We start from the raw sequence: 11,627 nt of genomic DNA, 5'->3' as shown, positions 1-11,627 counted from the left end.
GTCTTTCTCCCTCAGACATGACGATTGACCAGCGATTCCAGATATTCCTGCCGCCCCGAGCGCGGCTGCGGGTCGAAGCCGGGCTGAAGGGCGCGGTCGGCGAGATCGGCAAGCGAACGCTGGCCGGCGAGAATCGCCCGGCCAGCGGGGCCCGACCAGCCTTCGTAGCGCTCGGCAAGTGGGGCGGTAAGCACGCCGGCGTCGACCATGTCGGCGGCGGCGAGGAAGGCCCGCGCGCAGGCATCCATCGAGCCGACATGGGCGTGGATCAGATCGTCGGGGTCGATCGACTGGCGGCGGATCTTGGCGTCGAAGTTCAGCCCGCCCGAGGTGAAGCCGCCGCGGTTCAGGATTTCGTGAAACACCAGCGCCAGCTCCGGCACGTTCATCGCGAACTGGTCGGTATCCCAGCCGAGCAGATCGTCGCCGCGGTTGATGTCGAGCGAGCCGAACACGCCGAGGGCCTCGGCGAGCGCAACCTCGTGGTGGAAGGAATGGCCGGCGAGGATGGCGTGGTTCTGCTCGATGTTGAGCTTGACGTCCTTGAGCAGATCGTAGCGTTCGAGGAAGCCGTAGCAGGTGGCGACGTCGAAATCATACTGATGCTTGGTCGGCTCCTTCGGCTTCGGCTCGATCAGGATCGGACCCTTGAAGCCGATCTTGTGCTTGTGCTCGACGACGAGCGAGACGAAGCGGCCGAGCTGGTCGAGCTCGCGCTTGAGATCGGTGTTGAGCAGCGTCTCATAGCCCTCGCGCCCGCCCCACAGCACATAGTTCTGGCCGCCGAGCCGGTGCGTCACCTCCAGCGCGGCGCGGACCTGGCCGGCCGCGTAGGTGAAGATCTCGGGGTCGGGATTGGTTGCCGCACCCGCCATGTAGCGGCGATGCGTGAACAGGTTCGCGGTGCCCCAGAGCAGGCGGACCTTCGCTGATGCCATCTTCGCTTCGAACAGATCGGCGATCGCGTTGAGATTGGCGACGGACTCGGCGAGCGAAGCGCCCTCCGGCGCCGCGTCGACGTCGTGGAAGGTGAAGTAGGGCACATCGAGCAGGCGGAACAGCTCGAACGCGACATCGGCCTTGGCCCGCGCCTGCGCCATCGCATCGCTGCCGTGATGCCAGGGCCGCAGGAACGTCTCGCCGCCGAAGGGGTCGCCGCCCGGCCAGCAGAACGAATGCCAATAGCAGACCGCAAAGCGCAAGTGATCCTCAAGCCTGCGGCCGTGGACCATGCGGTCCTTGTCGTACCAGCGGAACGCGGGCACCGGTCCCGCGTCCTGGCCGGCAAAGGCGACAGGTGCGCTCGCATCGAAGAATTTGGCTGACGCGTTCACTTCAGGGACTCCTTCAATGCGGGATAAAGCTCGCGCCATCGCCGATAGGCTTCGTCATAGGCGGCAGCGAGGGAAGCGCGGGGCGTGAAGCTCGCGAGCCGTCGCGGCCGGGTGCAGATCGCCTCGGCTCTCTCGCCGGTGGTAGCGAGCCGGCCGAGCCGCGCGGCGCCGAGGGCTGCCCCCACCTCGCCCTCTTCGACGCGGTGAACGGGAATGCGGAGCACGTCGGCACAGATCTGTGCCCAGAGCGGCGAGCGCGAGCCGCCGCCGACGAGATCGACCTCGGCAATCGGCCCGCTCGCCTGGCTCAGCGCCGCCAGATTGTCGCGCGCGGCAAAGCCGACGCCTTCGAGCACGGCCTGGACGATCTGGCTGCGGCCGGTGGCACCGCGCAGACCGACAAAGGCGCCGCTCGCGGCGGCATCGTTGTGCGGCGTGCGCTCGCCGTCGAGATAGGGCAGGAACCTGATCGGGCTGGGCGCATCGACGCGCTCGCCGAGCGGCGCCAGCAGCGTTGCAGCCGGCACCTCCATCACATCGGAGAGCCAGGCCAGCGAAGCCGCAGCCGACAGCATCACGCCCATCTGATGCCAGAGGCCGGGCAGCGCGTGGCAGAACGCGTGCACGGCCGAGGCCGGCGCCGGCGCGAAGCGATCGGTGACGCGGAACAGAACGCCCGATGTTCCCAGCGACAGGAAGGCATCGCCGGGCGCGATCGCGCCGAGCCCGATCGCGCTCGCGGCATTGTCGCCGGCGCCGCCCGCGACCACGACATCCTTCCTCCAGACCCCAGCGCTGCGCAAAATCCGGAGCGAGCACTGCGCTCGCCGCGCTGCCCTCGACGAGGCGCGGCATGTGATGAAGGTCGAGCCCGGTGGCGTGCAGCAACAAGGCCGACCAGCGCCGCTCGCCGACATCGAGCCACAGCGTGCCGGCGGCATCGGACATGTCCTCGACCATCTCGCCGGTGAGACGATAACGCACATAGGCCTTGGGCAGCAGCACCTTTGCGACGCGCTCGAAAATCTTCGGCTCGTGCCGCGCGATCCACAGCAGCTTCGGCGCCGTGAAGCCAGGCATGGCCAGGTTGCCTGCGATCGCGTGCAGCGACGGACAGCGCCGCTCCAGCACCGCGCATTCAGCCTGCGAGCGGCCGTCATTCCAGAGGATCGCCGGGCGCAGCGGCTTGCCGTCCTCATCGAGCAGCGTCGCGCCATGCATCTGGCCGGACAGGCCGATGCCGCGAACCCTCGCAACCTCGCGCGGATGGCGGCTTGCGAGATCGTCGACCGCGCCGATCGCCGCATCGACCCAGGCATCGGGGTCCTGCTCGGACCACAGCGGCGCCGGATGCGACAGCGCGAGCTCGCGCGCGGCGGTCGCGACGATCGCGCCGGCTTCGCTCACGAGCACCGCTTTCACGCCGGACGTGCCGATGTCCAGTCCGAGATACAAATCGTCCTCCTCTTTCCTCATTGCGCTGCACGATCTTGATGTCGCGCTGTTCGCCACGGCCCGTTCGATAGCTAGGGCAGATTGTCCCGCATCACGATGTCGATCCTGATCTTCTCCTGTTCGCGCAAGATCGGCTCGCCGCGGGCGAGCGCGAGCAGCACGCGCACGGCGGCGCGCGCTTCATGCCCGGGGTTCTGCGAGATCGCGGCATCCATCACGCCCTGCAGCAGCAGGCGGCGCGTCAGCACGGTGACGTCGTGACCGACGAACACTACCTTGTCACGGCCGGCATCGTCCAACGCCTTGGCGACACCTTGCGTGCCGGCGCCGACATTATAGAGGCCGACGATGTCGGCATGCTTGGCGAGCAGCCGCGCCAACACCTGCTCGGAGCGATCGTCCTGGTCGCGCCCTTCCAGCACCGGCAGCACGCTGAGACCGGGGAATTCCGAGGCCATCACCTGGTTGAAGCCGAAGATGCGTTCGGCATGGTCGCGCAGGCCCTGCGAGCCCGCGACGATCGCGACCTTGCCGGACTTCTGGCCGACCAGTCGTCCGACCAGCGCGCCGGCGGTGCGGCCTGCCGCGATGTTGTCGATGCCGACATAATGGTGGCGGCGCGACGACGGCACGTCCGACACCAGCGTCACCACCTGGGTGCCGGCATCGACGAGGTCGTTGATCGCGGCGCGAACGCTGGGGTGATCCAGCGCCACGACGGCGACGCCGTCGCAATCGCCGGAGAGCGCCTCGAGCGAGGCCGCAAGCACGGAGGGATCGAACACGTCGGTTGCGACCATCTCGACGCTGAGGCGGCGGGCCGAGAGCCAGCCCGACATCTCGCCAAGATGGGCCTCGATCTGCTGCATGAACGGGTTCGGCCCCGACGGCATCACGAAAGCAAAGCGGCGGGCGCGGCCGCGGGCAAGCTCGGCGGCGGCGACATGGGGCTGAAACGAATTGCGCTCGATCGCCGCCTTGACGCGCCGCACCGTCTCGGGCCGCACGCCCGGCCGGTTGTGCAGGACGCGGTCGACCGTCGCGAGGCTGACGCCCGCCTCGCGGGCGATGTCCTTCAGCGTCAGCGCGCTCGCGGTCAGGGTCTCGGCCATGGGCTGAAGGCTAGCAGAGGTGTTTTGAGGTACGCAACTCATTTTGAAGAGGCACCGGTCATTTTGGCCGGTCCGGCGCTAGGAACGGCTCTCCCCGAGGGCCGTTGCTGCCGGGTGCGTAACGACATCACCCATGATCCCGGCGAAGGCCTCAGCCCGACGCTCGAGCGCAACATCCAGGCGCTGGTGGAGCGCCGCCACGGGGAACAGCGGGCCGCCTCTGGTCAGGAGAGGCTCGCCGATGCGATCACGGCCTTCACCGGGAGCATGATCTTCGTTTATCTCCACCTCGCGATGTTCGGCTTCTGGATCATCGCCAATCTGCATTGGCTGCCCGGGATTCCGGCTTGGGACGAGAGCTTCGTCGTGCTGGCGATGATCGCTTCGGTGGAAGCGATCTTCCTCTCCACCTTTGTCCTGATCTCGCAGAACCGCATGACCACCGCTGCGGATAAGCGCGCCGATCTCGACCTCCAGATCAGCCTGCTCGCCGAGCACGAGCTGACCAAGGTTGCCCGCCTGCTCACGCAAGTCGCCGAGCGGCTCGATGTCCAACCTGACTCCAAGCGCGAGCTGGAGGAAGCCGCCCGCGACATCGCGCCCGAGCGCGTGCTCGACAAGCTCGAGGAGACGCGGAAGGGTTGAGGCTCGACGCGCCTCACGCCGTCTGCAGGTTCAGCTTGCGGTGAGATCGAGCGTCAGGAAAAGGCTATTGGGATCATCGCGATACCCCTCGAACGGACCGCAGAGGACGAAGCCGTGGGCCTGGTAGAGCGCATGCGCCGGCTTGAAATAGTCCCATGACCCGGTCTCGAGGCTGAGCCGCGTCAGACCGCGCGCGCGGGCCTCCGCAATGATGTGGCGGAGCATCTGGCCACCGAAGCCGCGCCGCCGCGTGGTCTGGAAGCGTATGCATCGACTTCACCTCGCCATGGACGGCCGAAAGTGTCTTCAGCGCCCCGGTGGCGACGAGCAGCTCGCCGTCCCAGCCGGTCCAGAACGCGACATCGTCGGCGCGAAGGCCTGCGAGGTCGAGCGCATGTGCGCTGCCCGGCGCGGTCTGTGCCCGCGCGGACGTGACGTGATGATCGAGCAGCGCGACGACGCGCGGATCGAAGGTATCGCCGGTGCGAATCTGCATGGTAGGCCTCATTTCAAGTTCGTGCGCGGGTGCGGGCGCCTGCGATCAGCGACATCACATCTTCCCGTAGGAGGAGCCGCGCCGCGTGATGATGACGTAGCGCGCGTCCTGCTTGGTTTCGTTCTCGAAGGTCACCGCGCGCATCACGTCGAAATCCAGGCAGTCGCCCTCGCGCAGGCGCACCGTCTTGGCGTCGATGTACACGGCGATCGCGCCCTCCAGCATCAACAATTGCTGGGTGAAGGCGTTGCGGCCCCAGGGGCTGTACGGCACCCGTGCACCGGCCGGCAGATCGACGACGATGATCTCGATGCCGCTCGCCGCATCCGTCGGCGAGGCGTGCCGTCGTCGATAGCCGCTGTCGGGGTCGCGCCAGTGCGGCTGGTCGGCGAGCCGCACCAGCCGCTCCGGCGGCTTCTCGGCGAGCGCGACGACATCGCTGAGCGTGACGTCGAGCGCGGCGCAGAGCTTGTTCAGCAGCGTCGCCGTCGCACTACTCTGCGCCCGCTCCACCCGCCCGATCATGGCCCGGCTGACGCCGGAGCGGCCGGCGAGCTCGTTCAACGTCATGCCCGCCTGCGTCCGCAGCGTCTTCAAGCGGCGACCGATCGCGCGGTCGAGTTTCTGCTGGTCCATCGGCTCTCATCCAGACATCACCCGGCGCAGGGACCGCATCCGCCGGGCGAGAGAAGCTTAAGGCGGGCGAGGCGGCTGTGCCGGGAGCGGCAGGCTAACATATTAGAATCTTTGCGAAGCCTGCAGCGCGGATTAGGATCGCCGACTGCGGTGACCGGGAGGCGATGACATGGGCGAGCCGACGCAGCGGACGATCAAGGCCAATGGCATCAGCCTCAACGTCGCCGAGCACGGCAAGGGGCCAATGGTGCTACTCTGCCACGGCTTTCCGGAAGGCTGGTACTCCTGGCGGCACCAGCTCGAGGCGCTGGCAGCGGCCGGCTACCACGCGGTCGCGCCCGACATGCGCGGCTATGGCAAGAGCGATCGGCCTGACGCGATCGATCAGTATACGATCCTCCATATGGTCGGCGATCTCGTCGGCGTGCTCGACGCCTTCGAGGCGGAACACGCCGTCATCGTCGGGCATGATTGGGGCGCCACGATCGCCTGGCACACGGCGCGCCTGCGGCCTGATCGCTTCCGCGCCGCTGCTATCCTCAGCGTGCCCTATCGGCCGCGGAGCCCGGTGCGGCCGACGAGCGTCATGCCCCAGACGGCAGATGCGCAGTTCTATCAGCTGTACTTCCAGGAACCGGGCATCGCCGAAGCGGAATTCGAGCGAGATCCGCGCGCAACGCTCGGCGCTATGCTCTATGGCGGCTCCGGCGAGGGAGCGGCGGCGATCCGCGCCAATGCCGAGCGCCAGGGCCGGACCGTCGGCGTCGGCATGGTCTCGCGCAAGGACGGGATGCTGCCGAAGGTGCAGGTGCCGCTTCCGTCGTGGCTGAGCGCCGCCGACCTCGACTATTACGGCGCCGAATTCGGCCGCAGCGGATTTCGCGGGCCGCTCAACTACTACCGCAACATCGATCGCAACTGGGAGCTGATGGGTGCCTTCGAGGGCGTGAAGGTGACCGTGCCTTCGCTCTTCATCGCCGGCGATCACGACATGGTCGTCGCCTTCCCCGGCGCGGCCGAGCAGCTCGCCAACATGAAGCAATGGGTGCCGCAGTTGCGCGGGATCAGGATGCTGCCCGGCTGCGGACACTGGACGCAGCAGGAGCGGCCGGCGGAGGTGAACGCGGAGATCGTGGAATTTCTGCGAAGCCTGCCGAAGTAAGCGTTGGAGCGGGCGAAGGGAATCGAACCCTCGTATGCAGCTTGGGAAGCTGCCGTTCTACCATTGAACTACGCCCGCGGAAGCGCTGCTCCGCGCCCGTCCTGATTAGCCGAGACGGCGCCTGCCGCCAAGCGGTTTGGCGCAGCCGGCCGAACGCTTCTTAACGTTTTGGCAAGATTTTGGGTGCGCCGGATTGTGGCGGTGTTATGATCTTATGTCTGGGGAGCAACGTGCACTGAGTGGGGCGTGTGCATGGTGGGGCGCGGCTATTCGATATTCGACACGGCCATCGGCCGCTGCGGCATCATCTGGAGCGGCACCGGCGTCGTCGCCGTGCAATTGCCGGAAGCGCGGGAGATCGACACCCGCCGCCGGATCTTCCAGGTCCATCCCGAGGCGCGCGAGCAGCGGCCGTGCGAGAACGCGGAGCTGGCGATCGAGGGCATCGTGAGCCTGCTGCAAGGCGGCGACCCTGACTTTTCCGAGGTCAGCCTGGATGCCGGCGGCGTGTCCGGCTTCAATCGGCGCGTCTATGAATTCACCTGCTCGATTCCGCGCGGCGAGACGCGCACCTATCACGAGGTCGCCAAGGCGCTGGGTGCCTCAGGCGCGGCGCATTCGGTGGCGCAGGCGATCGCCAGAAATCCCTACATGCTGATCGTGCCCTGCCACCGGGTGCTGGAGGCCGGCAATTACACCGACCGGCTCTCGCCCTATGGCGGAGTGATCTCCAAGCGGCGGCTGCTGGCGCTGGAGGGCGCCCATCCGGTCGCCAGCAAGACGCTGTTCGAGGTGCTGCTGCCCGTTGCTCCGCCGAGGCCGTCCACCTAGATAAGGCGGCATGGATGCGACCACGCTGCTGACGACACAATCGATGACGGTCTGCGAGTTTCGCTGCGACGCGGGACCGGACGATACGCCGTTTGCCGAATGCCGCACCGGGCATTCCATCGCCTATGTGCGCTCGGGCAGCTTCGGCTGCCGTTGCCGCGCCGGGTTCTTCGAGCTGGTGGCGGGCTCGATGCTGGTCGGCGCGCCCGGCGAGGAATACACCTGCACCCATGAGCATGTCAGCGGCGACGTCTGCCTGGGATTCTTCTTCGGCGAGGACATGGTCGATGCCCTCGGTGGACGGCGCGAGATCTGGCAGGTCGGCGCCACGCCGCCGCTGCCCGAATTGATGGTGCTGGGCGAGCTCGCCCAGACGGCGGCAGATGGCAACAGCGACATCGGCCTCGACGAGGTCGGCCAGATCCTGGCCGGCCGCTTCGTCGACGTCGTTTCGGGCAAGCCGCGCAAGCCGGCCACGCCCAATGCGCGCGACCGCCGCCGCGCAGTGGAGGCCGCGCTGTGGATCGACGACAATTCCCACGCCGAGGTCGATCCTCGAGCAGGCCGCCAAGCATGCGGGCCTCAGCCCGTTCCACTTCCTGCGGCTGTTCTCGAGCGTGCTCGGCGTCACCCCGCATCAATATCTGGTGCGCTCGCGGCTGCGGCACGCGGCACGGCTGCTCGCGGACGACGACATCACGGTGACCGATGTCGCCTATGACGTCGGCTTCGGCGATCTCTCCAATTTCGTCCGCACCTTCCACCGCGCGGCCGGCGTATCGCCGACCAAGTTCCGCCAGGCCTCGAAGGGGATGCGCAAGATTCTCCAAGAGCAGCTTGCCCTCAACTGACTAGCTTCGTCTCCGGCGCGCGCCAGTCTCGGCGCGCTTTGCACATGGAGACGAACATGTACGACCACATCGGACTTCGCGTTGCCGACCTCGACGCCGCGACGCGCTTCTACACCGCGGTGCTGGCGCCGCTCGGCTACGTGCTGTGCTCCAGCGGCGACGGCTATGCCGGCTTCGGGCCGAAGGATGCGCCGGCCCTGTGGCTGCACCTCAACAAGGGCCGCAAGGCCGACGGCGCGCACATCGCGTTTCGCGCCGGCAGCCATGACGCGGTCAAGGCGTTCCACAGCGAAGGGCTGAAGAGCGGCGGCCGCGATAACGGCGGCGCCGGACCGCGCAAGGATTACAGCCCGACCTATTATGCGGCGTTCCTGATCGATCCCGACGGCAACAATGTCGAGGCGGTCTGTGCGTGAGCCATGACCTGAGGTGCCTCATACGCCGTCATTCCGGGCTGGTGCGAAGCACCAGACCCGAATCTCGAGATTCTCAGGGCGCAACGGCGCGCCGTAGTTCGCGCTTCGCGCGCCCCGGAATGACTCCAACGAAGGGACTTCCCATGGCCTCCATCCACAACGATATCTCCCTACCCGCCGCGGCGAACGACGTCTGGGACGCGGTACGCGATTTCGGCGCGCTGCATGAACGGCTGGTGCCCGGCTTCGTCACCGCCTGCGCGCTCGACGGCGATGCGCGCATCGTCACCTTCGCCAACGGTTCGGTGGCACGCGAGGTGCTGGTCGATTGCGACGACGCGCGCCGGCGTCTCGTCTACGCCATCAGCAACGAACGGCTGAAGCACTACAGCGCCTCGGTGCAGGTGATCGCCGACGGCGAGCGGAGATGCCGCCTGGTATGGATCATCGACATGCTGCCGAACGAGCTTGCAGCTTACGTCCAGGGACAGACCAAGGATGCCGCCATCGCCCTGCTCAGGGCGTTTCCGGCTGCCGCGGCCTGACCGCCCTCTGTGAGTTTTCGCACAGAGCTCCGCCCTCGCCGGCCGTAACCATCGCGGCGTGCGTCCGGTTGGCCCCGCTGTCCCGGCGGGCTGCGCACGCGAGGAGCATGCCATGAAAGGTGCGGACAAGGTGATCTGCCAGGCGGCCGCCGTGCTGCTGCTGTTTTCTGCCGCAAGCACGCCGGCGAAGGCGCAGTTCGCCGGATTCGGCGGAGGCGGCGCCGGCGGCGAGGACATGATGACCCAGATGGCGCCGATGCTGGAGATGATGAAGGCGAAGATGGGCAAGCGCCGCTTCGCCATGATGATGCAGACCATGGGCCCGATGATGAGCCGCATGATGGAGAACGGCGGCGGCGGACTTGGTAGCATGATGGGCGGCGGCGGCTTCAGCGCGCCGAATTACGGCGGCTACACGCCGATGGCCGGAAGCGGCTATGTGCCGACCGGGCTCGGCGGCATGGGCGGCGGCGACATCATGGGCATGCTCGGCGGCGCCGGTGGCGGCGACATGATGGCGATGATCCCGCAATTGATGCGGCTCGCCAATACCGGCGGCGGCAGCAGCCATCGCCGCCACAAGCATCGCTAGTCGACGGCACCCGACAGCGCTGGCCTGATCGCAGGCTTGCTGCCGCGCGGTCCCCAGCGCGTCAGCACGACGCTGGAGGATGAGAGCAGACCGAGCACGACCATCGAACTCGCGGCCAGCCAGAAAAAACTCTGCGCGCTGGCCTCATGGGTCGACAGCCACCAGCCGACGGCCGAGATATAGACCAGCCGCGCCGTCTGCGCCAGAACCGGCCCGATCACCTTGGCCGCGCCCTGCGAGGAGAAATACATCGTCGTGGCGATGCCGAAAAAGGCGTAGAACGGTCCGACCGTCGAGAGATATTGATGGCTCGCCGCGCGCACGGCCGCGCTGTCGGTGAAGATGTCGATCCAGAGGTCGGGGAACATCGCAACGACACAGGCCGGTGCGCCGACGGCGACGAAGGCCGCCGCACTGGCGATCCAGGCGATGCGCCGGGCGCGTGCAATGTTGCCGGCGCCGATCGCCATCCCGACCATCGGCACGCAGGCGATGCCGAACGAGAACGCGATCGAGGTCAGCAGGAATTCGAGCCGCGCACCGATGCCATAGCCGGCGAGGATCGTGGTCCCGAACTGCGCCAGCATGTGGGTGAAGATCGAGATCGTCAGCACCGATTGCAGCGGCGAGAAGCAGGCGATGGCGCCGACCTTGAGGATGTCGAAAAACATCGCCCATTGGATGCGCAGCCCGCGCAGCTTCGGTGTGACGCGCGCGCGCCCGGAGAACAGGTACCAGGCCATGATGCAGATGTTCATGGAATAGGCGATCAGCGCGCCGGCCGCGACGCCGCGCATGCCGAATTGCGGCACCGGCCCGAGCCCGAGGCCGAGCATGCCACCCAGCACGATCTGCCAGACCGCCGAGTTGAGGATCAGGAACGACGGCAGCTTCATGTTGCCGGTGCCGCGCAGCACGCCGGCCATGGTGTTGAGCAGCCAGGGCAGCACGGCGCCGCCGAAAAACACCTGCGTGTAGGCAATTGCATGGGTCAGCACATCGCCGCGGCCGCCGAGCATCTCCAGCACTTTGGGCCCGAAGATCAGCATGCCCAGCATGAAGACGAGACCGAAGCTGATGCCGATCAGGATCGCGTGCGCGGCGAGCGTGCCGGCGCGCTCGCGATCGCCGGCACCGAGCGCGCGTGCAATGGCGGACGCCACCGCGCCGCCCATGGCGCCGCCCGACATGGTCATGGTCAGGATGATGGTCGGGAACACCAGCGCCATCGCCGCCAGCGCCTCGACGCCGAGCCGGCCGATATAGGAGGTTTCCGCGATCACCGTGCAGGTGCCGGCCGACAGCGCGATCGCGTTGGGCCAGGCGAGGCCGAGCAGCGTGCGCAGGATCGGCCCGTCGGTCAGCGCGTTTCGCACCGGCGGCGGCAGCGGCCGCTCTTGCTCATCGACCGGGATCTCGGCGATGTCGGACATGTCCTCTCCGGGGCACGGGCGCCCCTTGCGGCGCGGCAATGCTTGGGTGTGGCAATCAATTTGTTCGCGCGGGGCGCCGGGAGGCTTGTTAGCACGGCCATGGCCGATTCCTCCTGCGC

10 protein-coding genes, 1 tRNA gene and 3 pseudogenes are annotated in these 11,627 nt (G+C 67.5%); 7 read left to right on the top strand and 7 right to left on the bottom strand.

Annotated elements, in window-relative coordinates; translation table 11 throughout:
- Positions 1-11: 11 nt before the first annotated feature.
- From xylA to ACETMP_RS25995, 3 genes and pseudogenes are all read right to left on the bottom strand, one after another.
- Complete coding sequence (xylA, locus tag ACETMP_RS26005; protein WP_375158388.1) at positions 12-1,334, bottom strand: xylose isomerase; 1,323 nt, start codon at positions 1,332-1,334, stop codon at positions 12-14.
- Positions 1,331-2,789: pseudogene (gene xylB / locus ACETMP_RS26000) on the bottom strand (xylulokinase). The gene xylA and the pseudogene xylB overlap by 4 nt, the downstream one beginning before the upstream one ends.
- 71 nt (positions 2,790-2,860) lie before the next feature.
- Positions 2,861-3,901 carry a LacI family DNA-binding transcriptional regulator gene (locus ACETMP_RS25995; protein ID WP_375158387.1) on the bottom strand — a complete coding sequence of 347 codons (1,041 nt, stop codon included), beginning with the start codon at positions 3,899-3,901 and terminating at the stop codon, positions 2,861-2,863.
- 114 nt (positions 3,902-4,015) lie between these two features.
- Here ACETMP_RS25995 and ACETMP_RS25990 point away from each other — a divergent pair, with 114 nt between their 5' ends.
- Positions 4,016-4,546 carry a DUF1003 domain-containing protein gene (locus tag ACETMP_RS25990; protein ID WP_375158386.1) on the top strand — a complete coding sequence of 177 codons (531 nt, stop codon included), beginning with the start codon at positions 4,016-4,018 and terminating at the stop codon, positions 4,544-4,546.
- Between the two features lie 30 nt (positions 4,547-4,576).
- Here ACETMP_RS25990 and ACETMP_RS25985 read toward each other — a convergent pair.
- Together ACETMP_RS25985 and ACETMP_RS25980 are read right to left on the bottom strand one after the other, a co-directional pair.
- A pseudogene (locus tag ACETMP_RS25985) lies at positions 4,577-5,042 on the bottom strand (GNAT family N-acetyltransferase).
- A gap of 54 nt (positions 5,043-5,096) precedes the next feature.
- Complete coding sequence (locus ACETMP_RS25980; protein ID WP_375158385.1) at positions 5,097-5,678, bottom strand: helix-turn-helix domain-containing protein; 582 nt, start codon at positions 5,676-5,678, stop codon at positions 5,097-5,099.
- A 169-nt stretch (positions 5,679-5,847) separates the two neighbouring features.
- On the opposite strand from ACETMP_RS25980, the gene ACETMP_RS25975 reads away from it, so the two are divergent.
- Complete coding sequence (locus ACETMP_RS25975; protein ID WP_375158384.1) at positions 5,848-6,840, top strand: alpha/beta fold hydrolase; 993 nt, start codon at positions 5,848-5,850, stop codon at positions 6,838-6,840.
- Positions 6,841-6,844: 4 nt separating this feature from the next.
- Here ACETMP_RS25975 and ACETMP_RS25970 read toward each other — a convergent pair.
- Positions 6,845-6,918: transfer RNA gene (locus ACETMP_RS25970), tRNA-Gly, on the bottom strand.
- 174 nt (positions 6,919-7,092) lie between these two features.
- Between ACETMP_RS25970 and ACETMP_RS25965 the strand changes: the two genes are divergently transcribed.
- The 5 genes and pseudogenes from ACETMP_RS25965 to ACETMP_RS25945 all read left to right on the top strand — a co-directional run bounded on the left by ACETMP_RS25965 (position 7,093) and on the right by ACETMP_RS25945 (position 10,075).
- Positions 7,093-7,671: a methylated-DNA--[protein]-cysteine S-methyltransferase gene (locus ACETMP_RS25965; protein ID WP_028138953.1), complete on the top strand. Its 579-nt coding sequence runs from the start codon at positions 7,093-7,095 to the stop codon at positions 7,669-7,671.
- Positions 7,672-7,681: 10 nt separating this feature from the next.
- Positions 7,682-8,522: pseudogene (locus tag ACETMP_RS25960) on the top strand (helix-turn-helix transcriptional regulator).
- A 56-nt stretch (positions 8,523-8,578) separates the two neighbouring features.
- Entirely contained in the window at positions 8,579-8,938 is a 360-nt protein-coding gene (locus ACETMP_RS25955) for a VOC family protein (RefSeq protein WP_375158383.1), read from the top strand.
- 143 nt (positions 8,939-9,081) lie between these two features.
- Positions 9,082-9,483 (top strand): SRPBCC family protein, encoded by a 402-nt coding sequence (locus ACETMP_RS25950; protein ID WP_375158382.1) that lies wholly within the window; start codon positions 9,082-9,084, stop codon positions 9,481-9,483.
- Between the two features lie 112 nt (positions 9,484-9,595).
- Positions 9,596-10,075, top strand: coding sequence for a hypothetical protein (locus ACETMP_RS25945; RefSeq protein WP_375158381.1), 480 nt, complete (start codon positions 9,596-9,598; stop codon positions 10,073-10,075).
- Here the strand turns inward: ACETMP_RS25945 and ACETMP_RS25940 are convergent.
- Positions 10,072-11,508: an MATE family efflux transporter gene (locus ACETMP_RS25940; RefSeq protein WP_375158380.1), complete on the bottom strand. Its 1,437-nt coding sequence runs from the start codon at positions 11,506-11,508 to the stop codon at positions 10,072-10,074. The two genes, ACETMP_RS25945 and ACETMP_RS25940, sit on opposite strands and share 4 nt — an antisense overlap.
- Between the last annotated feature and the right edge of the window lie 119 nt (positions 11,509-11,627).

Source organism: Bradyrhizobium dasycarpum (assembly GCF_042019905.1).
In the GTDB taxonomy this organism is placed as follows: Bacteria; Pseudomonadota; Alphaproteobacteria; order Rhizobiales; family Xanthobacteraceae; genus Bradyrhizobium; species Bradyrhizobium japonicum_B.
Note: the sequence above shows the minus strand (reverse complement) of the source record. Positions and strands in the feature narration are given on the sequence as shown.

Bases quoted from the DNA above. Each gene is read 5' to 3' on its own strand.
- ACETMP_RS25975 (WP_375158384.1), top strand. From the start codon at position 5,848: ATGGGCGAGCCGACGCAGCGGACGATCAAGGCCAATGGCATCAGCCTC.
- ACETMP_RS25980 (WP_375158385.1), bottom strand. From the start codon at position 5,678: ATGGACCAGCAGAAACTCGACCGCGCGATCGGTCGCCGCTTGAAGACG.
- ACETMP_RS25940 (WP_375158380.1), bottom strand. From the start codon at position 11,508: ATGTCCGACATCGCCGAGATCCCGGTCGATGAGCAAGAGCGGCCGCTG.
- ACETMP_RS25945 (WP_375158381.1), top strand. From the start codon at position 9,596: ATGAAAGGTGCGGACAAGGTGATCTGCCAGGCGGCCGCCGTGCTGCTG.
- ACETMP_RS25965 (WP_028138953.1), top strand. From the start codon at position 7,093: ATGGTGGGGCGCGGCTATTCGATATTCGACACGGCCATCGGCCGCTGC.
- ACETMP_RS25995 (WP_375158387.1), bottom strand. From the start codon at position 3,901: ATGGCCGAGACCCTGACCGCGAGCGCGCTGACGCTGAAGGACATCGCC.
- ACETMP_RS25950 (WP_375158382.1), top strand. From the start codon at position 9,082: ATGGCCTCCATCCACAACGATATCTCCCTACCCGCCGCGGCGAACGAC.
- ACETMP_RS25955 (WP_375158383.1), top strand. From the start codon at position 8,579: ATGTACGACCACATCGGACTTCGCGTTGCCGACCTCGACGCCGCGACG.